Raw genomic sequence first — 23,967 nt, 5'->3', positions numbered from 1 at the left:
GATCCTGTTGATTGTTGCCGCAATCGCAGGATTGTTTTTTATAGGTACTTGTATGCAGGGATCGTTAAAAATTCTTCAAATTCTTCAGAAAGTACCAAGCCGTTAAATAGGCTAATGGCTTGTTTAAGCTTCGAATCTTTAATATTACTCCCGCTTAGTTCTGTGATGATTTTTTCTACTTCATCATCAAATATTTCTGAATAAAGGTTTTTAGAAAAGGCTCTTCCGTCTTCAAGGATTACTTTGTTTTTAAGCCATTGCCAAACCTGGGTTCTCGATATTTCTGCAGTGGCCGCATCTTCCATTAGATTGTAGAGGGCAACAGCTCCGTAACCTCGTAACCATGCTTCTAAATAGAGTATGCCAACATTAATGTTTTTTCGTATCCCAGCCTCTGTAACGGTACCTTGAGGCTGTGCAACTAAATCCATTTCTGTGATTTTAACATCGTCTCTCTTTACGTGTATTTGGTTAGGTGTAGGCATATATTTGTTGAATTCGTCCATAGCAACGCTTACCAAATCAGGGTGTGCAACCCAAGTGCCATCATGCCCGTTTTTGGCTTCACGCTCCTTATCCTTTCGCACTTTTTCCAAAGCTAAATTGTTGGCAGTTGGGTTGTTTTTAATGGGGATTTGAGCAGCCATTCCACCAATGGCATGAATGCCGCGTTTGTGGCAACGCTGAATCACCAATTTAGAATAGGCCTCCATAAATGGGGTGGTCATGGTGACTTGATCTCTATTTGGGACATTGAATTCAGTATGATTTCTGAATTTTTTGATATATGAAAATATGTAATCCCAACGACCACAATTGAGGCCTACAATATGGTCTTTTAGTTCGTATATAATTTCATCCAATTGGAAACTAGCTGTGATTGTTTCAATTAAAACGGTGGCTTTAAATGTACCGTTGGGAATGTTAAGGTACTCTTGTGCAAACATAAATATCTCGTTCCACCAACGCGCCTCAAGGTAATGCTCTAATTTTGGTAAATAGAAGTAGGGGGCAGTGTTGTTTTTTTGAAGTGTTTTCGCGTTATGAAAAACGTACAGACCAAAATCCACTAAACTTGCGGAGACTTCAACATTGTTTAATAATAAGTGTCGTTCATTTAAATGAAGACCACGAGGCCTCACCAATAGGACAGCAGGATTGTCGTTTAGTGAATAGGTTTTACCTTTGGCATGGTCTATTAGGCTAATGGTTCTTTTATTGGCGTCAATTAAGTTTTGTTGGCCTTGCATGCAGTTTTGCCAAGTTGGGGCATTACTGTCCTCAAAATCGGCCATAAAGGTTTTGGCTCCGGAGTTTAAGGCGTTAATAATCATTTTTCTGTCCACAGGTCCTGTAATTTCAACACGTCTATCTTGAAGGTCCATTGGGATTTCTCCAGCGGTCCATTGGCTTTCTCTAATGGTTTTGGTTTCCTCAGGAAACTTTGGAAGCTCTCCTTTGTCAAATAGCTGTTGTTGTATTTTCCGGTCGTTAAGTAACTCCAGTCGCTTAGAGTTAAATTGATCATGAAGCAGGGCAATAAACTTTAAGGCTTCCTTGGTTAAAATTTCAGGGTAATAGTTTTGAACGCTACTCTCCAATTTGATTTTTGACGTTTTTAAAATTGTATTTTCCATGTTTTCAGAATTTTACAATACAATATTAGAATAAAGATTTTTAAAAAACAAGCGAACGTTCGCTAAAAATGTATTTTCGCTTTTTTAGTTTGATTCGCAAATTTTGTTATTTTTGTTAATCTAGTATGGAACAAGATTATATAAAACTCATATTTGGGCTTAAGCTGAAGCAAATTAGAACCGATAAGAATTTATCCTTATTTGGATTGTCCAAGCTTACGGGGCTGTCAAAATCCTATTTAAATGAAATAGAAAAGGGGAAAAAATACCCAAAACCAGACAAAATTGCTGTATTATCTGAAAAATTGGATGTCCCGTATGACCAAATGGTTTCCTTAAAGCTTGACAAAAATTTGGCGCCCATTGGAGAGTTGCTGCAGTCAAAAATTTTAAAGGAAATTCCCTTGGATCTTTTTGGAATAAAGGAGAGTAACCTAATTGATATTGTGGCAAATGCGCCGGCAAAAGTGAATGCATTTGTGAGCACTATTATTGAGATTGCAAAACATTACAATTTTAGTAGGGAGAGTTTTTTTCTGGCTTCAGTACGCTCTTTTCAGGAGGCCAATAACAACTATTTTGAGGATTTGGAACAAGGCGTTTTAAGGTTTGCAAAATCTTATCAAGTGGATTTAACAATGCCAATTTCGTCCAAAGAGTTAGAGGAAATTTTAGTTGAAGAATATGGATATAGCATTAATGAAAATGAATTGGGCAAACATGAAGCCTTAGGTAATTTAAGGTCTGTTTTTGTACCCAAAAGTAAAACATTGCTCTTGGCAAATGGTATTGATGAGCCACAACGCACCTTTATTTTTGCTAAAGAGATTGCCTATAATTATTTGGAAATTAACGATAGGTTGTACACTTTTCCTTGGATAAAATTTAAAAGTTTTGATCAGGTACTTAATAACTTTTATGCGTCCTATTTTGCTGGTGCTTTGATTCTTCCAAAAGCCCAACTTTCTACGAAATTAGAAGCACTCTTTGAACAAGACACTTTTGATACCAGTTTGTTTTTGAAAACAATGGAAAGTTTTAATGCCTCGCCAGAGTCCTTTTATCAGCGGTTGACAAATATTTTGCCCAAAACATTCAATATACAAGACCTGTTTTTTTTAAGGTTTACGCATAAGGCTAATAGTGACAAATTTTACTTGAAAAAGGAGCTTCATTTAGCGCATCAACATTCCCCTAGGGCCAATGAAACTAACGAGCATTATTGTAGGCGTTGGGTGGCCCTCAAAGTTTTGGAAGATATCGGCAAGAGCCATATGGACCATGAATTTGATATTCAAATTTCTAATTATGTTAGTGATGACATGAAGTATTTAGTGCTGTCGTCTGCTACGCGGGATCCATTTCGAGACAATCAATACAGAAGTATTACCATAGGTTTGCTCATCAATAAGCAGTTGGAGCGGAAGCTACACTTTTTAAAAGATAAAAGGATTAAAACCCAAGAGGTGGGCGTTACCTGTGAACGCTGCGCTATCACAGACTGTAAGGTGAGACAGGTACCTTCCTTAGCTTTGGAAGAGGCCTATAAAAACAAAAAAATAGAGACTATTGTAGATACCTTGAACGATAAATTCTCTTAAAAATCAAATTTCAATTGCACACTTACAGTGCTTTCTTCGTTCTTGGTTTTGTCTTTTTTGTTGGGTTTCTCAGTGTTTAAATTGGAAATGGAAATTCCCAAAAGCCTAACGGAATTGTTTAGTTTCTCTTGATATAATAAATCCTTTGAGGTTTCAAGAATGATGCTTTTATCACTGATGAAATAGGGTAGCGTTTTGCTTCGTGTTTGCAGGGTGAAATCGCTATATTTTATCTTTAAGGTCACTGTTTTTCCTGCTACTTTGCTTTTTGTCAATCGTTTGGAAACTTCCTCGGCTATATCCTCAAGTTTTTCAAGCATGAAGATTTCAGAAGATAGATTTTCACTGAATGTACGTTCTGCAGCCAAGGATTTTCTAACGCGATTGGGCTTGACTTCACTTGTATGGATGCCCCTAACCACATTATAATAATAACTCCCTGATTTTCCGAAGTGTTCGTCCAAATATTCCATAGATTTGAATTTTAAGTCCTTTCCGGTGAAAATTCCCAATTGGTACATCTTCTCTGCCGTTACTTTACCAACACCGTAAAATTTCCGAATATCCAAGTCTTCAATAAAATCCAAAACCTCTTCTGGACCAACCGTTTTTTGTCCATTCGGCTTGTTGTAATCACTGGCAACTTTGGCAATAAATTTATTGATGGAAATCCCTGCGGAAGCTGTTAAGCCTATCTCATCAAAAATGCGCTGTCTGATTTCCTTGGCAATCATGGAAGCACTGTAAAGTCCCTTTTTGTTGGTGGTAACATCTAAATAGGCTTCGTCAAGGGATAGAGGTTCTACCAAATCGGTGTAATCGTAAAAGATTTTCCTGATTCTTTTGGAGATTTCTGTGTAGCGTTCAAAATTAGGGCGGACAAAAATTAGTTCCGGGCATAGGCGTTTGGCCTGAATACCACTCATGGCACTTTTCACACCAAACTTTCGGGCTTCATAACTGGCGGCACTTACTACGCCACGTTTACTGCTGCCACCAACCGCAATGGCTTTACCCTTCAGTTCAGGATTATCCATTTGTTCCACAGAGGCATAAAAGGCATCCATGTCTACATGTATAATCTTTCTTATTGGTAAATCACTTTGCATGCCGTAAATTTAGGCATTAAATGCCTTTTAATGATTGGTTTTTAAAAGGAGTAAGAAAGGTTTATGGTAGAAATAGAACGCAAATTTTTAGTGTCGTCGGAAGCGTTTAAAACTGAAGCAACCAGTAGCAAGCAGATTGTTCAGGGGTTTTTGAATACGGATAAAGAACGTACAGTTAGAGTGAGGATTTCAGGTGATAAAGGTATCCTGACGGTAAAAGGGAAGAGCACTGAAGATGGATTGAGCAGATTTGAATGGGAAACCACTTTAGATAAGGCAGAAGCTGAAGCATTGTTGCAGATTTGTGAGCCCGGTGTCATCAATAAAACACGGTATGAAATACCAATGGGAAACCATTTGTTTGAAGTGGATGAATTTCATGATGATAACGAAGGTTTGGTTGTTGCCGAAGTGGAGTTGAATGCTGCAGATGAAGACTTTTTGAAACCTGAATGGTTGGGAGAAGAGGTGACAGGTAAAGTGGAATATTACAATTCCTTTTTAAGTAAATCACCCTATAAAACTTGGAAGTAGGATGACCTAAAATCATAAATAATGAGAAAAATAGTAGTAATGGCAATGGTTTTTGGAATGTTGGTTGCATGTAAGGACAATTCCAAAGCAATGGAAGAATCCAATGATGAAGCGACGGTAGAAGCAGTCATGGATTCCATTGTGGTTCAAGAAGAGAATCCTGTCGAGAAAAATATATCGGTTAGGGCTCTCAAGGATTCATTGACTTCAAAGGGCTTTCAAACCTTTGAATATGTGGACGCCAAGACCAAAGATACGGTGTTGATGCAACAGTATTTTATTGCATTTTTAAAGAAAGGGCCTGTTAGAAATCAAAATGAGGAAGAAGCGGCAAGGCTTCAAGATGAACATTTAAAGCACTTAGGGAAAATGTACGAATTGGGGTATGCTGATATTTCTGGACCATTTGGTGATGATGGAAATATTAGGGGAATCACGATTTACAATGTGCCTACCTTGCAAATGGCGGATAGTTTGGCAAATGCCGATCCTTCGGTGAAAGCAGGCCGATTAGAGATTGAAATTCATCCGTGGTGGGCCGCCAAAGGATTTCAACTGAGATAATAAAAAAGCCGCTTATATCAAGCGGCTTTTTTATGTGTTCAATTTAAAATTAGTGAGCGCTGGAGGTAGAAGTTTCAGAGAAAGTTTCTACGGTTTTCATATCACTCACTTTGTACGTGGTTCCAGTAGTTGTTACTGTTTCTTCCAATGATGATGGCGTTACTTTTGCTTCGTCATATTCAACCATGGCCAATTTCTTGTCAAAATCAACTGTGGCAGATTTTACTCCATCCATTTTAGAAATGTTCTTTTCAATGGTTTTGGCACAGCCAATGGCACAGGTCATTCCTTCAATGCTGAATTCGGCTTTGGCGTAAGTTGCATTCGGGTCTAATTGCTTTGCTTCTTCTGCACCAGTTTCAATCGCAACGGTCTTAACCTCAGGAGCTGAATTGTCCTTGCATGAAACATTGCTCAATGTTAAAGCGCCAACAGCCAAAATAGTAAAGATAGATTTCATAGTTTTTCGTTTGTGTCCCTAGGGAGGGACTGTATGTTAATGTAAGACAAATCTAATAATTATTGATGTTTCCTGCAGAATAATTAACGAATTTTGTGATTTTGAAATAGTTTGCATGGAGAGAATTAACATTAAATGGATTTACCTCATACTTCTATCATTGATTTGGGGGAGTTCTTTTATACTTATCAAGAAATCGTTATTAGGTTTGACGCCTTGGCAATTGGGTTCTTTGAGAACAATAATTACCGGATTGTTCCTTTTCAGTGTGGGATTGAAACATTTGAAGGACGTCAAGGCTAGGCAATGGTTATGGATTTCTATTTCGGGATTTTTGGGCTCATTCTTCCCGGCTTTTTTGTTTGCCATAGCCGAAACCGAAATTGATAGTGCCGTAACGTCTGTGCTGAATTCTTTGGTGCCATTGAATACATTGTTGATGGGAATGGCCGTATTTAAAATAGCTTCTACCAAACGACAATTGTTAGGGGTAATCATTGGTTTTATTGGGACTTGTCTGCTTATTTTAAAAGGAGCTGAACTGAATCCAGAACAGAACTATTTGTACGCAGGATTTGTATTGTTGGCAACGGTAATGTATGCAAGTAATGTAAATATTATTAAAAGATATTTGCAGGATGTGAAACCCTTGGCCATTGCCACGGGGAATTATGTAGCCATTATTGTGCCTGCCATATTGGTGTTGGTTTGGTCTGGATTTTTTACTGAAACTACTTTTACAAATCCAGATTTTAAAATGTCATTGGTGTATGTGACGATTTTGTCCTTTTTTGGGACCGCATTGGCAAAGGTGCTGTATACAACTTTGGTACAGATTTCAACACCGGTATTTGCATCTTCGGTAACGTATTTAATGCCTGTTGTAGCCTTAATGTGGGGTGTTTTGGATGGAGAATCCTATAGTGTGTTACAGGGCCTTGCCACGGCCATTGTGTTATTGGGAGTCTATCTGTCGCATAGAAGGAATCGTTGATAAAAGAAAAGGGCAAAACATATCGTTTTGCCCTTTTGTATTCATGTTAATCCTTTTTCTTATTTGAAATCGGCATCACTTACACCTTCGTTTACTTTGATTTCTTTTACTGTGAAATCAAAACGACGTGGTCCAAACGTTTGACCAATAGTGAATGGGAATTTTACTCCAGCTACTTCTTGGTAGTTTGTATAGAAAGTAGATTGCACACCCATTGGGCTTGTTTTTTCTTCTTTAATCTTCAAACCAGTTTCAACGCTGTAGAAGATAGCAGTTTCTTCATCAACTTTGATTTTATAAGCTTTTTCACCTTCAACCATTTCAATTTTTTCTAAAGAAACACCACCATTTAGGTAGTTTACTTCAGGGAATGGAGAGGACTCTACTTGTACAGCTTTAACTTGCTCTTCGTTCATGTCAATTTTTTGACCTTGAGCAAATGCATAACCAGAATCACCATCCAAAACTTGCTTTTGAGTTTGCCCCATCATCGTGATTTCTTGAAGGAATTGGTTTTTCACCGTTTTTTTCATTTCAAGATTCATCATCATACCTGGTTGTAATTCAGCTTCAGCAGACATGTAAACAGAATTTACTTCGTCCAATTTAGCTCTACCGCCAATAGCATCGATATAAGCGTTCAATACCTTGTTTACATTCATGTCTGCAGGCATTGCAATCTCATAAACCGGTTTCTCGGTTGGCTTGGCGTAGGTGTCGTAATATTTAATAGGAAGTCCTACCTTTTCAAGGTTATCCAAAACTTCACTTCCTTTTCCAACTACAATTACACGAGCATTTTCTGTTGCAAAGTGTTTGTTAGCGGCGTTGGTGATGTCCTGAACCGTTACATTGTTTACGCGTTCCAAGTAAGTTTCGTAGTAATCCTCAGGTAAATTGTTCAACTTGATGTTAAGGGCATATTCAGCAACTGTAGAAGGATCTTCCAAGTTCATTACAAATGAACCGATGTATTTAGCTTTTGCATTTTTAAGTGCTTCTGCATCTACAGGTTCTGTTTTGATACGGTTGATTTCTTTTAAAGCTTCTACGATAGAGCTGTCAGTTACTGTATTTCTAACCTTCGCAGAGGCATTAAAGCGAGATGTTTTATATCTGCTAGGTGAAATGCTAGAGTAAGCGCCATAAGTATATCCATGAGCTTCGCGTAGGTTCATGAACAAATAACCTTCACCTCCACCACCAAGGATGTAGTTGGCCAGTTTAGTAGCTAAATAATCGGCATCCTTCATTTTCAAATCCACATTGTTGGTTACAGAAATGTTGGATTGTACCGCATTTGGCATGTCGATAAAGTCAATTTCTGTAGTGGCTACATTGGCTTTAGGAGCAGGTACAGCAGTTGTGATTTCTTCTCCTTTTTCCCATTTTCCAAAATACTTCTTGATTTGCTTCTTAACATCTTTATACTTTACATCTCCAACTACTACGATGTAGGCGTTGTTAGGCGTAAAATATTTGTTGTAGAAAGCTTTAACGTCCTCAAGAGTTACATTGTTTAAGGTCTCTTCGGTAGTAAATTCTCCATAGGCGTTATCAAGACCATATGATAATGCGCCTCCAACACGACCAGCGATAGCATCAACACTTTTTTCATTGGATTTTAAGCCTTCCAAAGCTTTTGTTTTCTCCTTTTCGAACTCTTCTTGAGTCAATAATGGATTAATGGCTGCATCTGCCATCAATTCCAAAATTCTTTCGGAATATTGAGATAAAGAACTTCCGTAGGCACTTTGAGAACCAAAGCCTAATCGAGCTCCCAAGAAGTCGATCTCTTCGTTAAAAGCATCCTTGGAGATAGACGTTGTTCCGTTTCCTAACATGGCACCCAATAGACTGGATACACCAGCTTTGTCGCCTTCAATAATTGGCTTGTTGTCAATTTGAAGAGAATAGGATACTCTTGGCAATTTGTGGTTTTCTACCACAAGTACCTTGATGCCGTTCTTTAGTTCAAATTCATTTGGTTTTTCAAGAGTGATTTTGGGAGCTGGTCCCGCTTCTGGTTGTTTTGATCTGTCAATTTGCGCCGTGGCACCCAATGACATTAAAAACAAGACTAATAAAGTTGATATTTTTGCTTTCATCTGTGACATTTATGTTTTAGTTGTTGCTTTTTTCTTCTGGTAAGTACTCTAATAACAAACGTTGGTTAGGGTTTAGGTACTTTTTAGCAACGGCTTGAATTTCTTCTCTAGTGATAGATCTGTAGATGTCGATCTCGTTGTTGATAAGGTTGGTGTCTCCATAAAGCATATAGTATCTTGCTAAAGAGTTGGCAATGCCTTCAACACTTGAGTTAGAATTTACAAACTGGTTTTCAAATTGGTTCAACAGCTTTTGGTGGTCACGCTCAGAAATCAAATTGGTCTGTAGATCTACAATTTCCTCGTCGATTTCCTTTACAATAGCATCAAGCGTTACTTCTCCCATAGGCAGACCAAATAGGATGTAAGAACCGTAATCCTCTTGAGAGAAGTTCATAGCACCAACTTGTAAAGCCATTTTTTTCTCGTCCACTATCTTTTTGTACAATTTAGAGGATTTTCCACCGCTTAAATAGGTAGAAATCATATCCAAAATATAAGCATCTCTATCCTTGAACGAAGGTGTTCTGTAGGCAGCTATAATTGCTGGGATTTGGATGTTTGGATCGTAAGCTTTGGCGCGAATTGTTTCGGTAATTGGATCTTCTTTAGGGAAGTTTCTAACGATATCATTACCACGAGGAATTGGTCCAAAATAGTCTTGGATCATTTTTTTAACGTCTGCTTTGTTGAAATCTCCAGCCACTACCAAAACAGCATTGTTTGGTACGTAGAATTTAGCGTTGAATGCTTGGAATTCCTCTAGGGTAGCAGCATCCAAGTGCTCCATTTCTCCAATGGTAGTCCAGCGGTATGGGTGCTTTTTGAATAGGTTCACCTTAACATTTTCCAAAAACTTACCGTAAGGACTATTATCTACACGCATTCGCTTTTCTTCCTTAACAACTTCGTTTTGTGTGTCTACCCCGATTTGGTTGATCACTGGGTGCATTAAACGCTCAGATTCCAGCCACAAACCTAACTCTACTTGGTTAGAAGGGAATACTTCATAATAATACGTACGGTCATCTGTAGTATTGGCGTTGTTTTTACCTCCGTTAGAAGAAACAAGTTTGAAAAACTCTCCTCTTTCGATGTTTTCGGTGCCTTCAAACAATAAATGTTCAAAGAAATGGGCAAAACCGGTACGGTCTGGGTTTTCGTCTTTAGCTCCAACATGGTACATAACAGAGGTGGTTACTACTGGAGCAGAATTATCTTGATGTAGGATAACGTGCATCCCATTATCCAAGTCATACTCTTCAAATTCAACTTTTTGCGCCATGGTCAAGTTACCAATTAGCAACAAAGAAGCTAAAGAAAATAAGCCTTTTTTCATTGTGCGTTTTTTAGTTTTAAAATTATAAGTTTCAATGTAAGTCTAACACAGGTTGAAATTGTTACACTCCTTGCAAAAATAAAAATCAAAGTTGGCTTTGTATAACAATTATGTAAAAACTATTATAAAAATTATATTAATACATAAATTTTCACGAAATTTAAAGGAAGTTGATTTTTAATAACTTAGATTATGAAAACACCTTTTTCAGTTTCTGTAAAATTTGGGGTCATCATTGCTGTGGCCCTAACGGCCTATTTTTTATTGGTGAGACTTATTGGCCTCCATCAAAATCCTTGGTTGAGGCTTTTTAATGGTGTAATCATGGCTGCAGGGATTTATTATGCTATAAAAAATTACAAAAGCGGAACTGGTTCTGCCTTTACCTATATAGATGGTTTTAAAACAGGTTTGGTGTCTGGCTTTATAGGCACCTTGATTTTTACAGGTTTTATGGCAGTTTACATGTTCCATCTGGATCCCGCCTTTACAGAATTGTTGTTGGGAGAGTGGTTTGGAAACTATGGGGCTGGGCCTGGAATACTGGTGTTTATCATCCTGATAGAAGGCCTGACATCAACCATTGTACTTACCTTATCGTTCATGCAAATCTTCAAAAAAAGCTATAATACGCCTCAAAACGTATAAAACGTTTGTAGATTAATATTTTAGCGTTATATTTGCACTCATTTTTTAATAAACAAATTTTAATTAAACGTAACGCTATGTACGCAATTGTAGAGATAGCAGGGCAACAATTTAAAGTTGAAAAAGACCAAAAAGTGTTTGTTCACCGTTTAGCTACTGAAGAAGGAAAAGCAGTATCTTTTGATAATGTACTTCTTATTGGTGACGGAAAGAACATTACTGTTGGCGCCCCAGCTATAGCCGGAGCTCAAGTAGGAGCAAAAGTTTTAAAGCACCTTAAAGGTGATAAAGTAATCGTTTTTAAGAAAAAACGTAGAAAAGGTTACCGTGTGAAAAACGGTCACAGACAAGCTCTTACTGAGATTGTTATTGAAAACATCGTTGCTACAGGTGCTAAGCCAGCTGCTAAAGCAGAGAAAAAGGCCGCAGCTCCAAAAGCTGAAGCTTCAGAGGATTTAAGCGCTTTAACTGTTGCTGAATTAAGAGAAATGGCGAAAGCAAAAGATATTTCAGGATATTCTACAATGAAGAAAGCTGAATTAATCGCTGCTTTAAGTTAATAACAAAATAAAATCGAAATAAAATGGCACATAAAAAAGGAGTCGGAAGTTCGAAAAACGGTAGAGAATCAGAATCGAAACGCTTAGGTGTTAAGATTTTTGGTGGTCAAGCAGCTATTGCTGGTAACATTATCGTTAGACAAAGAGGTACTGCACATAATCCAGGTGAGAATGTGTATGCTGGAAAAGACCACACTTTACATGCTAAAGTAGATGGTATCGTAAAATTTGAGAAGAAAAAAGGTGGAAAATCTTTTGTTTCTATTGAGCCTTTCGAAGCTTAAGAAACAGTCTCGAACATGATATAAAAACCCCTGCCTAAATTAGGCGGGGGTTTTTGTTTGCGGTAATTTAACATTAGGGTCAACATTGGGTAATGTGCAAACTGTTTCTTTGAAGGTTTTATATGTTAATACCAATGAAATTTTCCAAAGTCCTAACCTCAATTGCCATCCTTCTTTTTTGTCTTTCCTCTATAAGGAGTTTTGCCCAAGAAACCATCCTTCAAAATCACAATGTAGACTCTGTCTTCAGGAATTTTAAATCAGAATTGCTCAAAGCAACAAGTCTTCAGGATGAGCATGGTATTGTGAGTGCGCATATAAAGATGGCCGATTTTTATGGAGGGCTTGGTATTGCCAATGAGGCATTGAAGCATTATCATGAGGCCTTGGATTTTCAAGAGGAACAAGATACTTCAACCGTCTATATAAAAAATAAAATTGCCGAACTTCATTTGTCATTAAAAAAGTACGGGCCTGCCAAGACCTATTTGGATGAAAGTTTAAAACTCTCTGAAGCTTTAAAGTTCGATAGGGGAAAAGCAAGAGCCCTGGCACTAATAGGAAGCGTGGCAGAGAAGCAGTCCAATTACCAAATGGCATTGGAATATCAGAAAAGCAGTCTGAGTTTATTTGAAAGTTTAAATGATAGTACTGGCCTGGCAGTTACTTATGAAAACATGGGCAGTATCTACGAGGATTTGGAAGATTATGGCAAGGCCTATGAATATTTTACAAAAGCCAAAGAGTATTCCGTTAATAGTCCTTCGAGTGTACGGTTGAATATCATCAATAATTTGGGGGATGTCAAGCGTAAGAATGAGGAGTTTGAAAAAGGTTTGGCCTATACCCAACTGGCTTTGGAGATGGCCAAAAGCACTGGTAATACACATCAACATGAAAGTGCCTTAAAGGATATGGCCAAAGTGCATTCGGCTTTGGGAGACTATGAATTGGCCTATCAGTTTATGGAGGAACATGCCGATTTGAACGAACAGGAAATAGAGCGCAAAAATGCCGAGCAGGTTGGGACCTTACAAGTATTGTACGACGTGAAGGAAAAGGAGGCGAAAGTAACTTTGCTAAATCAACAAAACGAGATCCAAAGTATACAGCAAAAAATAATAAGCCTTTCCAGTGCTTTTGTTTTGTTGCTTTTGTTGGGTTGGTTTATGTATTTCAAAAAGAAGAAACAGCAGGAAGTTAAAATAAGTGCTTTTAAGCAGCAAATTTTACAAGCCGATTTGGATCGGAAAACGGCAGAGGAAGCATCCTTGCAACGTGAAATAGAATTCAAACTTTCCGCCTTGACCAATTACAGTTTACACTTGTCCAATAAAAACAAAATGTTGGAGAATATTTCCAGAACCCTTACCAATTTAAAGGGTCGAAATCAAAACTTGGTTTCCTCCAAATTGGAGACACTGGTAAAGGAAATTAATTTTGATCTGTCCAAGGATAATGAATGGACAGAATTTACAGGGTATTTTGAACAGATCCATCCCCAATTTTTTCAGAATTTGAATGCTGCTGCTGATGAAGCGCTTTCACCTGCAGAATTACGTCTTGCCATGTTGTTGCGACTTAATTTGTCCTCAAAGGAAATTGCCTCCATTTTACGGATTACTCCTGATAGTGTGAGGATAGCAAGATACAGGATGCGAAAAAAATTGCCCCTGGATTCCAAAGAGGATCTGCAGGCGTTCTTATTAAAACTTTAACAAGTTTTCCTCAGTCTTACCCGTATGTTACCTTAATGTTAATGTTGCCTTGTTATATAGCCTAAAATCAATGGGTTGTTACGTTTTGTTAACGCTAAGTTTAGCCAGTTTCGAAGTGGTCAATTTAGTTTTGCTGTCAACTAATCTATATAACAAATGAAAATGCAACTACTCAAAAGTTTATTTATTTGGTGCCTTTTAGCATTTGGTTCGAATGCGTTATTGGCACAAAATGGAATTATCCGCGGGGTCATTACAGATGACAATGGATTGAGCGTCCCAGGGGCCACCGTGGCAATTGACAGTTTAAAAAAGGGAGCTGTTTCCGATTTTGACGGAGCGTATACCCTTTTGGAAGTTCCGGAGGGAACCCATACTGTAACGGTGAAATATTTGGGATATTCCGATATCAGCAAAGAGGCCACTGTGGTTCCTGGTGGAACTGTGGTTCTTGACTTCACTTTAACCTCCGAAAATACCGAATTGGATGAGGTATTGGTTACTGGTTACGGTTTAAGCGGTCAGGCAAGAGCCTTGAATACCCAAAAGAACAAAACCAACATTACCAATATTGTATCTACCGATCAGATTGGGAAATTCCCGGATGCCAACATTGGGGATGCTGTAAAGCGTATTCCTGGTATCACAATGCAGGTAGACCAAGGGGAGGCACGTAATATTATTGTAAGAGGTTTGTCGCCACAATTAAACTCTGTAACCTTAAACGGCAGTAGAATTCCTTCTGCAGAGGGTGACAACAGAAATGTACAAATGGACTTGATTCCTTCAGACATGATCCAAACTATTGAAGTAAACAAAGCCGTTACTCCTGATATGGATGGGGATGCTTTGGGTGGATCGGTGAACTTGATCACTAGATCATCGCCACAAGGGTTCAGGTTGTCCGCTACTGCTGGGTCTGGTATCAACTTCATTACTGATAAAAGAATTCTTAACGGATCTTTTTTGGTAGGAGATCGTTCTAAAAATGACAAATTTGGTTGGATGGTAGCAGCTTCTATCAACGACAATGATTTTGGAAGTGATAACGTAGAAGCAGAATGGGAAGATGAATTTGAATTCAACAATGGTGATGAGGATAACTTGGAAGAAGTTGATGTAAATCCTTACGCAAGTGTATTTGAAATAAGAGAGTATTTGGTACAACGTGTGCGTAGAAGTTTCTCTGCGAATTTCGATTATAAGTTAGATCAAAACAATACCCTTTATTTCAAGTCCATCTACAACTGGAGAGATGACCGTGAAAACAGATTACGTTTGGAAAATGAAATTTTGGATGGAGAGGATATTGAATTTGGAGATTTCAGCGTAGATAGCAACGGAAACTTAACAAGTTTCCCTGTTGAGGCAAAACGTCAAACTAAAGGAGGTATTTCTGGTGGACGTAACCAAAATGCACGCTTGGAAGACCAACGTATGCAAAACTATAGCCTTAGTGGAGATCATTTGCTTAACAACTGGAAAATTGACTGGTTGGCATCGTATTCTAAAGCTTCAGAAGAACGTTTGAATGAGCGTTATATGGAATACGAAAGCGAGTATGCCGTGACATTCAATGGAAATGAAGACAAGCCTTTATTTTCTCCATTAGATGCGGCAGATGCTGATTTTGCCCTTTTCGAATTTGGAGAGTTGACAGAAGAGAACCAATATACTGAAGAAAAGGATGTTAACTTTTTCGTAAATGCGCAAGCCCCGTTAAGCTTTATCGAAGGAGAGGAAGGGTTCTTGAAATTTGGTGGAAAAACTAGGTTAAAGAATAAAAATAGAGAGAATGGTTTTACAGAATTCAGCCCAGAAGGAAGTGACTACGATTTCTTAGGAGATATTCCAACTAGAAACTATTCAGATTCTGATTTCTTGGCAGGTAGCCAATACCAAGTGGGATCTTTTGCAGATCCAAGCTTTTTGGGAGGTTTGGACTTATACGATAGCAACCTTTTTGAAGGGGAAGATTTGCCAGAGGAATACTTGACTGCCAACTTCGACGTCAATGAAAATGTGTATGCGGGTTATGCCATGATGAGCCAGAACTTCTCGAGCAAGTTCAGTGTGTTGTTTGGAGCTAGAATTGAGCATACTTCTATTGAAAGTCAAGGAAACGAAATTGTGTTTGATGAAGAAGGTGATTTTGCTGGAACCAATGTTCTAATGGATGAAAACAGCTATACCAATATTTTGCCAAGCGTACATGTAAAATATGGATTGGGAGAAAATACTGTGTTAAGAGCTGCTTGGACCAACACTTTGGCACGTCCAAACTATGTAGATCTAGTACCTTACATGGAAATAAACAACGAAGATGAAGAAATCTTCTTAGGGAATTCAGAATTGGATCCAACAACCTCTATGAACTTCGATGTTATGGCAGAACATTACTTTAAATCCGTGGGAATCATCTCTGGAGGTGTATTCTATAAAGACATCGATAAATTTGTGTATACAAGACAAACTGAGGATGACAATGGATATGAAATTTACCAACCTTTAAATGGAGATGGCGCAAGTGTATTCGGTGCTGAGGTGTCCTTACAACGTCGTTTGGATTTCTTGCCAGGATTTGCTAAAAACTTCAACATCTATTTAAACTACACTTATTTAAAGTCGGATGCTGATGGTATCTTCAACGAAGATGGTGAAGAGCGTACGGATTTGGATTTGCCTAACACCGCTCCTAACATGTTCAACGGATCTTTAGGATATAACGGAAAGTATTTCAGTGTACGTCTATCTGCTAACTATTCAGATTCCTATATCGACGAAATTGGAGGACGTGCTTTCGAAGACCGTTACTATGACGAACAGTTGTTTGTAGATTTCAATGCAACGGCCTCTATTACCAAAAATTTGAGCCTGTATGTTGATTTGAATAACATCACCAACCAGCCGTTGCGTTACTTCCAAGGTTCAAAAGGAAGAACCATGCAGATGGAATACTATGAAAAGCGTTTAACTTTTGGATTGAAATACGATTTGTTTAAGAAATAAAGAATGAAGAATATATTAAGTTTAGTTTGTGTCCTAGCCTTGATGGGATGTAAGGAGTCTCTACCCGTGATTGCTCCAACCTTGGTAACGGAAAAAACACCTCATGATAGTGATGATCCAGCAATATGGATCAACCCAAACGATCCTGCAAAGAGCATCGTATTTGGGACCGACAAAGATGAAACCAATGGCGGGGTGTATGCCTTTGATTTGGACGGAAAAATCATTCCAGAAAAAAGCATTGTTGGTATCAGTTATCCTAACAATGTGGATGTGGAATATGGCTTTAAGTTGAATGATTCCACAACTACCGATATTATTGTGTTCTCGGAGAGAGAAAAGCACCAAGTACGTGTGTTTTCTGTGCCGGATATGACCGAGTTGGACAATGGAGGTTTTAAGGTGTTTGAAGATGAAACCGATGTTGAAATGAAGCGCCCGATGGGAGTGTCCATTTACAAGAATCCTGAAACCGCTGAGGTATCATTTATCGTAAGCCGTAAAAATGGACCTAAGCAAGGGTATTTGCATCAATATGCTTTAAGATCGGATTCTTTGGGTGTATCGGCTACATTAATGAGAAAGTTCGGGACGTTTAGTGGCCAAAAGGAAATCGAGGCTATTGCCGTGGACGATGCCCTAGGCTATGTGTATTACTCTGATGAAGGTGTGGGGATTAGAAAATACCACGCCAATCCATTAAAAGGAGATGAGGAGATAGCGATTTTTGGAGGAGAATATTTTAAGGAAGATATAGAAGGTATTGCTATTGCAGCTTATGACAACGGCGAAGGGTTTTTGATTGTGTCCAATCAACAGGACCATAGCTTCAATATTTTCAAACGTGCGGATAACACCTATGTGAAGACGCTTAATTTGGGAACTATGGAAACCGATGGTTGCGATGTTACTACAGTGGCATTGGGGCCAAAATATCCAAAAGGCTTATTTGTATCAATGAACGATGAACAGGATTTTTTCTATCATGAACTTGGTACACTTATGTTAGCTGATTAATCAGCAGTTGTTTTAATTCGATGAACCCTTTCTGGAAACGGAAAGGGTTTTTTCGTTTGTAGGAATATGTAATTGGAAATTAATAGGTATCTTTCAATGTAAACATAAATATTTCCCTATGAAAGTAAGGTTGTGGTATGTTATGGGCTTGACAGCCCTTTTGTTCTCTTGTGGAAGTACAAAAGAAACGGTTAAGGAGACAAAGGCGGTAAAAGTGACCATGGATTTAGTGAATGTGACCAATGATCAGGTAAAGGTTGTGGTAACACCACCTAAGATAGATGCTGAAACGGTAATATATCGCATGGCAAAAATTATTCCTGGCACTTACGCCATAGCGGATTATGGACGCTACATTTCAGATGTAAAGGCCTTCGATTCCAAAGGAAATTTATTGGCTGTAGCCCAAAAGGATGATAATTCTTGGGAAATTGAAGAGGCTAAAAAACTTCATCATATCAGTTACCTCGTGGATGATACCTTTGACTCTGAAGGCGCTTCCCATTTTACTACGGAAAACTCCAAAACCATTTTTTCTCCTGCCGGAACCAATATATTGGCCAATAAAAACTTTGTGCTCAATATGAGTGGTTTCGTGGGGTATTTTTCCGAAATGTTGGAGTATCCTTATCAAATTAGCATCACCCACCCTGAAACTTTGGTAGGAAGCTCTGCTCTGGTTGATATAAACGAAAGGAATGATGAGGATAGCTTCTATACCTCGAGATTTGCCGAATTGGTAGATTCTCCAATCATGTATGGGGCACCCGATGTCTCGACGTTTGAGTATAACGATATGGAGGTGCTATTATCTGTGTATTCCCCAGAAAACACCAACATCACTTCCCAGGTATTTTTGCCGGATTTAAAAAAGATTATCATCGCCCAGAAAAACTATATGGGAGATGCCAATAATACCAAAAAGTATGCGGTCTTAACCTATGTAACCTCTTTTCAAAAGGGGGATGCCAAGGGTATTGGTGCTTTGGAACACAATTATTCCACCTTGGGAGTGTTTTTAGAAACCATGAAAAGCCACGATTTGATAGATATTATTTCCCATGAGTTTTTTCATACCCTAACACCCCTGCATATCCATTCCAAGGAAATTCAATATTTCGATTTTAACGAACCCCAAATGTCTGAGCATTTATGGATGTATGAAGGCGTTACCGAATATTTTGCCCAACATTTTCAGGTGTATGAAGGTTTAATTGATGAACCTACATTTTTGGCCGCCATGATGAAAAAGATAAAAATATCACATCATTACAAAGACCATTTGTCTTTTACAGAAATGAGCAAAAATGTGTTGGACAGTAAGATGCAATTGCAGTACGCAAATGTGTATCAAAAGGGCGCTTTAATTGGTATGTGTTTGGATATTATTATTCGGGAGCAGTCCAATGGAGAGCGAAGCCTCATGGATGTAATGAGAGAATTGGCCAAAATGTATGGACCTGGAAAAGCTTTTGAAGATGAAGAGCTAATCCCGGTTTTTGTAAAGCTTACCTATCCTGAAGTTGGAGATTTCATCAATACACATATTGTAAAAGGTGTACCGATTGATTATGATGCTTACTTAGCTAAAATGGGAATCAGTAAAGTTATCATGCCGGTTGCAGATTCTGTAGTATTTATAAAAGATTTTCAACCTTATATTGGTTTGGACCAACTTTCAGGAAAGTTCGTTGCCGTGGTACCAGATGATCAGAATGCCTTTTTCAATGCTATGGGTATAAAACATGGAGACGTCTTGTTGGAAATGGATGGAACTGCCTTCGACGGCGACAATCTTCAAAAAACCTTAATGATGGGCTATGGTCTTCAAGAAGGAGCGCCCGTGACCATTAAGATAGAACGTCAAGGAGAAATCATGGAGCTCAAGGGAAATGTAGTACTTAATTATTCCCAGGGTGAAGGTTATAAGTTTACCGATGAATCCAAAAAGGCTTTAAAGGATGCATGGTTGAAGGGTGGGGTATTTTATAAAAACTAGGGAATCCCATCACAGTATCCCCTAGCATCTCTATTTAGTTAGTTATTAGATTGGATTAATTTATTGTGAATTTTGATTCCAAATCAGTTGTAGAGCTTCCACCAACAAACACTTTAAAACCTCCAGGTTCTACAATGTACTTTCCTTGGTTGTCATAGAAGCCTAATTCTTTTTCAGTTAAACTGAAGGTGACTGTTTTGGATGCTCCAGATTCTAGAGGAACCATCTCAAAGCCTTTCAATTCCTTTACAGGACGAGTAACGCTAGCAAATATATCTTGGATATATAATTGAACTACTTCCTTGCCGGAATAAGCTCCAGTATTGGTTACAGTAACAGAAATAGTAGCCCTATTTTTTCCAATATTGGATACTTGTAGGTTGTTATACTCAAAGGAAGTATAGCTTAGGCCATATCCAAATGGGTATAAAGGTGTATTGCTTTCATCTGTATAGTGAGACCAAAATACTTCTCCTGGTGAAGGTTCGTTAGGTCTTCCTGAGCTTTTATGGTTGTAGTAAATGGGTACTTGTCCCACACTTCTGGGAAAGGTCATTGGCAATTTTCCACTAGGGTTGTAATCACCATAAAGCACTTGGGCGATGGCATTTCCGCTTTGAGTGCCCAAATGCCAAGTTTCCAAAATTGCTGGGATATTCTCATTGGCCCAATTAATGGCTAAGGGGCGTCCGTTGCTTAATACCAAAACAACATTGGAGTTTGCATTGTAAACAGCCTCCAGTAATTCTTGTTGTAATGGATCCATTTCAATATTGGCTTGACTTCGTCCTTCACCTGTTTGCATGGCATGTTCCCCTAAAGCCATTAATACCACATCGGCATTTTTTGCAGCCGATACGGCTTCCTCTAGGCCTTTTTTGGAAGTGTTAAATTCTAACTGACGAGAAAAAGCAATGTCGTTTTCAACAAAATTGGGACCTTGTACATAAGTAATGGTATTTCCTTCATAAGCTTGAAGGCCCTCCAAAAGCGATACGGCCGTTCCGTTTTTTGCTCCCAATCGCCAATTTCCCAAAGGACTAGTTTTATCGTTGGCAAGGGCTCCAATGACAGCAATATTAAGACCTTCTTTTTGGAGGGGGAGTAATTGTTTTTCGTTTTTAAGAAGGACGATAGATTTTTTTGCCATATCCAAAACAGCTTCCTGTATTTCGGTACTGCCTACTACATTAGCTTCATTGGTTTCGTTGGAATATTTGTAAGGATCTTCAAATAATCCCAATTCATATTTTACTCTTAAAATACGTCTGGTAGCATCATCAATATAAGCTTCTTTCACTGCACCATCTTTTACCAATTGTGAAAGGTGCTCTACATATAAATGGGATTCCATATCCATGTCAGAGCCTGCATTGGCCGCAATTTTGGCGGCTACTTTTCCGTCTTTAGCATAACCATGGGCAATCATTTCACCAATGGAGCCCCAATCAGACACTACAAAGCCATTAAAGTTCCAGTCGCCTTTTAAAATTTGACGTTGTAAAAAGCTATCTCCAGTGGCAGGAATACCGTTTAGTTCATTAAAGGAATTCATAAACGTTCTTGCGCCTGCATCATTGGCTGCTTTGAAAGGTGGGAGTACAACGTTGTATAAAGTTGATGTCCCTAAGTCTGCAGTATTGTAATCTTTTCCCGATTCGGGAAATCCATAGGCTGCAAAATGCTTGGCACAAGCGGCAATGGTACTATTAGAAGAAAGGTCGTTTCCTTGAAAGCCTTGTACTCTAGCAGTTGCAATTTTACTGCCAAGAAAGGGGTCTTCCCCGGCGCCTTCCATTACACGTCCCCATCTGGCATCTCTAGAAATGTCTACCATTGGGGCAAAGGTCCAGTTTATTCCTGAGGCAGCTGCTTCTTTGGCGGCTACTTCGGCTGAACGTTGGATGGCTTCCAAATCCCAGCTTGCAGCTTCCCCTAATGGGATAGGACTAACCGTTTTATAGCCGTGTACCACATCAAAACCAATAATTAAGGGGATTCCCAATCGGGTTTCTTCAACCGCAATTTTTTGCAGGGCCGTCACCTCTTTGGCTCCGGTAACATTCAACATGGAGCCTACCCATCCTTTTTTTAGGTGTTCGTATTTTAAGGCTTGATTCCCTTCGCTAGGGGTGGGACCTGTAACTTCCCAAAAACCTGTGTATTGATTCATCTGACCAATTTTTTCTTCAAGGGTCATAAGTGAGAGTAGAGAGTCTACTTTTCTTTCAATATCAGGATTGAGTCCTTGTTGAGATGCTACATTGGTATCAGCTGATTTTCCAGTGTCGTTTGTATTTCCGCAGGCACAAAAAAGTACCGCTAGGGCATAGCCCCAAACATAATTTAACCGTGTTTTCATGTGCTTATTATTGGTATACCCTTACATAGTCTACTTCCATGGTGGATTCCATAAAATTGGGGTCTATAGTACCGCCTAGATTTCCTCCCATGGCAACATTCATAATGATAAATTGATCTAAATCAAATGGCCAGGTTTGGTCATTTTTATTACTTGGTTGATAGGTGTAATGCACATTGCCGTCCACCGAAAACACCATTTTCTCAGAAGTCCATTCCAGCTCGTAGGTATGAAATTCACTAGAAACATTAGCGACTTGCTGTCCACCCAAATTAGAGGTGTTTCCAAAACTGGAAGGGGTGTGCATGGCGCTTTGTATATAGCCTTGGTTGTTGCCAACATGTTCCATAATGTCGGTTTCGCCACAGGCTGGCCATCCCACCGCATCTATATTGGCACCCAATAGCCATAGTGCAGGCCAAGTACCTCCTCCTTCTGGAAGTTTGGCGCGAATTTCAACTTTACCATGGGTGAATTCAAATTTATCCTTGGTCAACAATCGTGCTGAGGTGAACTCCGATCCTTGGAAGTTTTCACGTTTGGCGATGATTTTTAACACCCCATCTTCTACAATAACATTGTCCGCTCTATCGGTATAATATTGCGACTCATTGTTTCCCCAACCACTTTGTCCTGTTCCAATATTGTAGCCCCATTTGGAGGTGTCTGGAGCACCGCTGACATCAAATTCATCAGACCAAACCAATTGCACGGAATCGTCTACATAAAGTGAAATGGTTTCTGAAGTGCTAATGTTATGGTCTGTACCTGAATAAGCATACACATAGATGGTGTAATTGTTGGTGCCGGGATTGGTATAGGTGAATTCCATAGTACCATCTGTACTTGGTATTTCCTCTCCATTTCCAAAACGGAAGCCGTAACTCACGGCATCTATTGCCGAGGCTGTACATTGAATGGTGCCGGAACCATCTCCGTTGGGAAATTGTTCGCTAGCTCCAACTTTGGTAATATTTAATACCAAAGCCGAAGGAATAATTGGCACAATGCCCCCGTCATCATCTCCAGTGGATTGTGAATCATCACCACCACTAGAGCATGATATGGAAAGAGCACAAAGCAAACTAAGACATATATTTAACATGGTATGTTTCATTATAAATCAATTTGTTGTGTCTAGTCTTCGGCTATCAAAATGGCAAACCAACCGTTGCCATCAGATCCTACCGTTTTAATCATCATTTCATTGGCTGAACGCTCCAGAATGGCATAACTATGATCGCCACCAACGTAAAATCCATGGTATCCTACATTTGAGAAAGTCAAGGTTTCCTGTCCTCCAGGAGCACTCAGTGCCCATGACTCGGAATAATCATCTAGAGGGTAGTTAACGTATTCGTCATCGGCATTAGGCGTTTGTCCTGCAACTCCAAAATCTTGGTCAAGAGGTGTTGCTTTTCCGTATCCGGTACCATTGGTGATGTGGGTGAATGTACCATCGATATTAAAAATAAAGCGATCGTCGTAGGCTCCCAATCCTTCCTTGTCATAAGGAGCGGCTGCCCACCAAACTGGACTGGTTCCATCGGCTGGCCCTACACCAAAGTGCCCTGCTGCTTCAGCTTTCAATCGCCAAGTTCTAGAACTGTCATTGGTCAACATGGTCAGTAAATCAGCTGGAGGTGCATAAAGGGCTAACACTTCCACTTCTACGGTAGCACTGGTGGTGGCGCCTCCAGTTCCAAAAGCCAAAACAGTTACGGTGTAGGTATGTACTCCTGTGTTGCCAAAACTATAGGTCTTTTCTCCGCTAGGAGCCAGCGATTCTGAACCGTTGTAGATGTATTGATACGTAATGGCGTTGTCTGCATTTGCAGAAAAATTGACATTTCCGCTTCCATCACCATAAGGGTTCTCGGCATCCTGTCCAACAATATTGGCTGTAATCTGCAGATTGGAAGGAGCTATGATATCTCCAAATTCGTAGTCTTCTTCCTCACAACTAAAGAAGGTAAAGAAACCAACAAGTAATAATCTAATGATATATTTTAAATGTTTCATCT

General features: G+C 39.0%; 19 protein-coding genes. 11 read left to right on the top strand and 8 right to left on the bottom strand.

Annotated elements, in window-relative coordinates; translation table 11 throughout:
* Positions 1-38: 38 nt before the first annotated feature.
* A complete protein-coding gene (gene aceB / locus ZA05_RS04535) occupies positions 39-1,637 on the bottom strand; it encodes a malate synthase A (RefSeq protein WP_053990495.1) in 1,599 nt (532 codons plus the stop codon).
* Positions 1,638-1,762: 125 nt separating this feature from the next.
* Here aceB and ZA05_RS04530 point away from each other — a divergent pair, with 125 nt between their 5' ends.
* Complete coding sequence (locus tag ZA05_RS04530; RefSeq protein WP_053990494.1) at positions 1,763-3,238, top strand: helix-turn-helix domain-containing protein; 1,476 nt, start codon at positions 1,763-1,765, stop codon at positions 3,236-3,238.
* Here the strand turns inward: ZA05_RS04530 and dinB are convergent.
* Positions 3,235-4,347, bottom strand: a complete 1,113-nt coding sequence (dinB, locus tag ZA05_RS04525) for a DNA polymerase IV (protein ID WP_053990493.1) — start codon at positions 4,345-4,347, stop codon at positions 3,235-3,237. The genes ZA05_RS04530 and dinB overlap by 4 nt on opposite strands.
* A 63-nt stretch (positions 4,348-4,410) precedes the next feature.
* On the opposite strand from dinB, the gene ZA05_RS04520 reads away from it, so the two are divergent.
* Positions 4,411-4,881, top strand: a complete 471-nt coding sequence (locus tag ZA05_RS04520) for a CYTH domain-containing protein (RefSeq protein WP_053990492.1) — start codon at positions 4,411-4,413, stop codon at positions 4,879-4,881.
* A gap of 21 nt (positions 4,882-4,902) precedes the next feature.
* Positions 4,903-5,445, top strand: coding sequence for a YciI family protein (locus tag ZA05_RS04515; protein WP_053990491.1), 543 nt, complete (start codon positions 4,903-4,905; stop codon positions 5,443-5,445).
* A gap of 49 nt (positions 5,446-5,494) precedes the next feature.
* Here ZA05_RS04515 and ZA05_RS04510 read toward each other — a convergent pair whose 3' ends face one another.
* A complete protein-coding gene (locus tag ZA05_RS04510) occupies positions 5,495-5,905 on the bottom strand; it encodes a heavy-metal-associated domain-containing protein (protein WP_053990490.1) in 411 nt (136 codons plus the stop codon).
* A gap of 115 nt (positions 5,906-6,020) precedes the next feature.
* Here ZA05_RS04510 and ZA05_RS04505 point away from each other — a divergent pair, with 115 nt between their 5' ends.
* The gene (locus tag ZA05_RS04505) at positions 6,021-6,899 is read left to right on the top strand and encodes a DMT family transporter (protein WP_053990489.1); all 879 of its coding nucleotides are present in this window, start codon (positions 6,021-6,023) and stop codon (positions 6,897-6,899) included.
* 59 nt (positions 6,900-6,958) lie between these two features.
* On the opposite strand, the gene ZA05_RS04500 is transcribed toward ZA05_RS04505, so the two are convergent.
* On the bottom strand, positions 6,959-9,007 hold the full coding sequence (locus ZA05_RS04500; RefSeq protein ID WP_053990726.1) for a pitrilysin family protein: 2,049 nt from the start codon (positions 9,005-9,007) through the stop codon (positions 6,959-6,961).
* A gap of 16 nt (positions 9,008-9,023) precedes the next feature.
* Entirely contained in the window at positions 9,024-10,346 is a 1,323-nt protein-coding gene (locus ZA05_RS04495; protein ID WP_053990488.1) for a pitrilysin family protein, read from the bottom strand.
* 192 nt (positions 10,347-10,538) lie between these two features.
* On the opposite strand from ZA05_RS04495, the gene ZA05_RS04490 reads away from it, so the two are divergent.
* From ZA05_RS04490 to ZA05_RS04460, 7 genes are all read left to right on the top strand, one after another.
* Positions 10,539-10,994 carry a DUF4199 domain-containing protein gene (locus tag ZA05_RS04490; protein WP_053990487.1) on the top strand — a complete coding sequence of 152 codons (456 nt, stop codon included), beginning with the start codon at positions 10,539-10,541 and terminating at the stop codon, positions 10,992-10,994.
* Between the two features lie 77 nt (positions 10,995-11,071).
* The gene (gene rplU / locus ZA05_RS04485; protein ID WP_053990486.1) at positions 11,072-11,554 is read left to right on the top strand and encodes a 50S ribosomal protein L21; all 483 of its coding nucleotides are present in this window, start codon (positions 11,072-11,074) and stop codon (positions 11,552-11,554) included.
* A gap of 23 nt (positions 11,555-11,577) precedes the next feature.
* Positions 11,578-11,838 carry a 50S ribosomal protein L27 gene (gene rpmA / locus ZA05_RS04480; RefSeq protein ID WP_053990485.1) on the top strand — a complete coding sequence of 87 codons (261 nt, stop codon included), beginning with the start codon at positions 11,578-11,580 and terminating at the stop codon, positions 11,836-11,838.
* Between the two features lie 134 nt (positions 11,839-11,972).
* Positions 11,973-13,556: a transcriptional regulator gene (locus ZA05_RS04475; RefSeq protein WP_053990484.1), complete on the top strand. Its 1,584-nt coding sequence runs from the start codon at positions 11,973-11,975 to the stop codon at positions 13,554-13,556.
* Between the two features lie 162 nt (positions 13,557-13,718).
* Entirely contained in the window at positions 13,719-16,565 is a 2,847-nt protein-coding gene (locus ZA05_RS04470; RefSeq protein WP_369793850.1) for a TonB-dependent receptor, read from the top strand.
* A 3-nt stretch (positions 16,566-16,568) separates the two neighbouring features.
* Entirely contained in the window at positions 16,569-17,582 is a 1,014-nt protein-coding gene (locus ZA05_RS04465; protein WP_053990483.1) for a phytase, read from the top strand.
* Positions 17,583-17,700: 118 nt separating this feature from the next.
* Positions 17,701-19,581 (top strand): hypothetical protein, encoded by a 1,881-nt coding sequence (locus ZA05_RS04460; RefSeq protein WP_053990482.1) that lies wholly within the window; start codon positions 17,701-17,703, stop codon positions 19,579-19,581.
* 55 nt (positions 19,582-19,636) lie between these two features.
* On the opposite strand, the gene bglX is transcribed toward ZA05_RS04460, so the two are convergent.
* From bglX to ZA05_RS04445, 3 genes are read right to left on the bottom strand one after another with little or no spacing between them, the layout of a single operon-like run.
* Positions 19,637-21,943 carry a beta-glucosidase BglX gene (gene bglX, locus ZA05_RS04455; RefSeq protein ID WP_053990481.1) on the bottom strand — a complete coding sequence of 769 codons (2,307 nt, stop codon included), beginning with the start codon at positions 21,941-21,943 and terminating at the stop codon, positions 19,637-19,639.
* Between the two features lie 7 nt (positions 21,944-21,950).
* The gene (locus ZA05_RS04450) at positions 21,951-23,060 is read right to left on the bottom strand and encodes a family 16 glycosylhydrolase (protein WP_053990480.1); all 1,110 of its coding nucleotides are present in this window, start codon (positions 23,058-23,060) and stop codon (positions 21,951-21,953) included.
* A gap of 20 nt (positions 23,061-23,080) precedes the next feature.
* Entirely contained in the window at positions 23,081-23,965 is an 885-nt protein-coding gene (locus ZA05_RS04445) for a hypothetical protein (protein ID WP_053990479.1), read from the bottom strand.
* Between the last annotated feature and the right edge of the window lie 2 nt (positions 23,966-23,967).

The sequence above is a fragment of the Mangrovimonas sp. TPBH4 genome, from assembly GCF_001280505.1.
GTDB lineage: Bacteria > Bacteroidota > Bacteroidia > Flavobacteriales > Flavobacteriaceae > Mangrovimonas_A.
Note: the sequence above shows the minus strand (reverse complement) of the source record. Positions and strands in the feature narration are given on the sequence as shown.

Coding starts and splice junctions, on each gene's coding strand:
- ZA05_RS04500 (WP_053990726.1), bottom strand. CDS start 9,007: ATGAAAGCAAAAATATCAACTTTATTAGTCTTGTTTTTAATGTCATTG.
- bglX (WP_053990481.1), bottom strand. CDS start 21,943: ATGAAAACACGGTTAAATTATGTTTGGGGCTATGCCCTAGCGGTACTT.
- ZA05_RS04530 (WP_053990494.1), top strand. CDS start 1,763: ATGGAACAAGATTATATAAAACTCATATTTGGGCTTAAGCTGAAGCAA.
- aceB (WP_053990495.1), bottom strand. CDS start 1,637: ATGGAAAATACAATTTTAAAAACGTCAAAAATCAAATTGGAGAGTAGC.
- ZA05_RS04510 (WP_053990490.1), bottom strand. CDS start 5,905: ATGAAATCTATCTTTACTATTTTGGCTGTTGGCGCTTTAACATTGAGC.
- ZA05_RS04450 (WP_053990480.1), bottom strand. CDS start 23,060: ATGAAACATACCATGTTAAATATATGTCTTAGTTTGCTTTGTGCTCTT.
- ZA05_RS04495 (WP_053990488.1), bottom strand. CDS start 10,346: ATGAAAAAAGGCTTATTTTCTTTAGCTTCTTTGTTGCTAATTGGTAAC.
- ZA05_RS04445 (WP_053990479.1), bottom strand. CDS start 23,965: ATGAAACATTTAAAATATATCATTAGATTATTACTTGTTGGTTTCTTT.
- ZA05_RS04490 (WP_053990487.1), top strand. CDS start 10,539: ATGAAAACACCTTTTTCAGTTTCTGTAAAATTTGGGGTCATCATTGCT.
- ZA05_RS04505 (WP_053990489.1), top strand. CDS start 6,021: ATGGAGAGAATTAACATTAAATGGATTTACCTCATACTTCTATCATTG.
- ZA05_RS04475 (WP_053990484.1), top strand. CDS start 11,973: ATGAAATTTTCCAAAGTCCTAACCTCAATTGCCATCCTTCTTTTTTGT.
- rplU (WP_053990486.1), top strand. CDS start 11,072: ATGTACGCAATTGTAGAGATAGCAGGGCAACAATTTAAAGTTGAAAAA.
- rpmA (WP_053990485.1), top strand. CDS start 11,578: ATGGCACATAAAAAAGGAGTCGGAAGTTCGAAAAACGGTAGAGAATCA.
- dinB (WP_053990493.1), bottom strand. CDS start 4,347: ATGCAAAGTGATTTACCAATAAGAAAGATTATACATGTAGACATGGAT.
- ZA05_RS04515 (WP_053990491.1), top strand. CDS start 4,903: ATGAGAAAAATAGTAGTAATGGCAATGGTTTTTGGAATGTTGGTTGCA.
- ZA05_RS04520 (WP_053990492.1), top strand. CDS start 4,411: ATGGTAGAAATAGAACGCAAATTTTTAGTGTCGTCGGAAGCGTTTAAA.
- ZA05_RS04470 (WP_369793850.1), top strand. CDS start 13,719: ATGCAACTACTCAAAAGTTTATTTATTTGGTGCCTTTTAGCATTTGGT.
- ZA05_RS04465 (WP_053990483.1), top strand. CDS start 16,569: ATGAAGAATATATTAAGTTTAGTTTGTGTCCTAGCCTTGATGGGATGT.
- ZA05_RS04460 (WP_053990482.1), top strand. CDS start 17,701: ATGAAAGTAAGGTTGTGGTATGTTATGGGCTTGACAGCCCTTTTGTTC.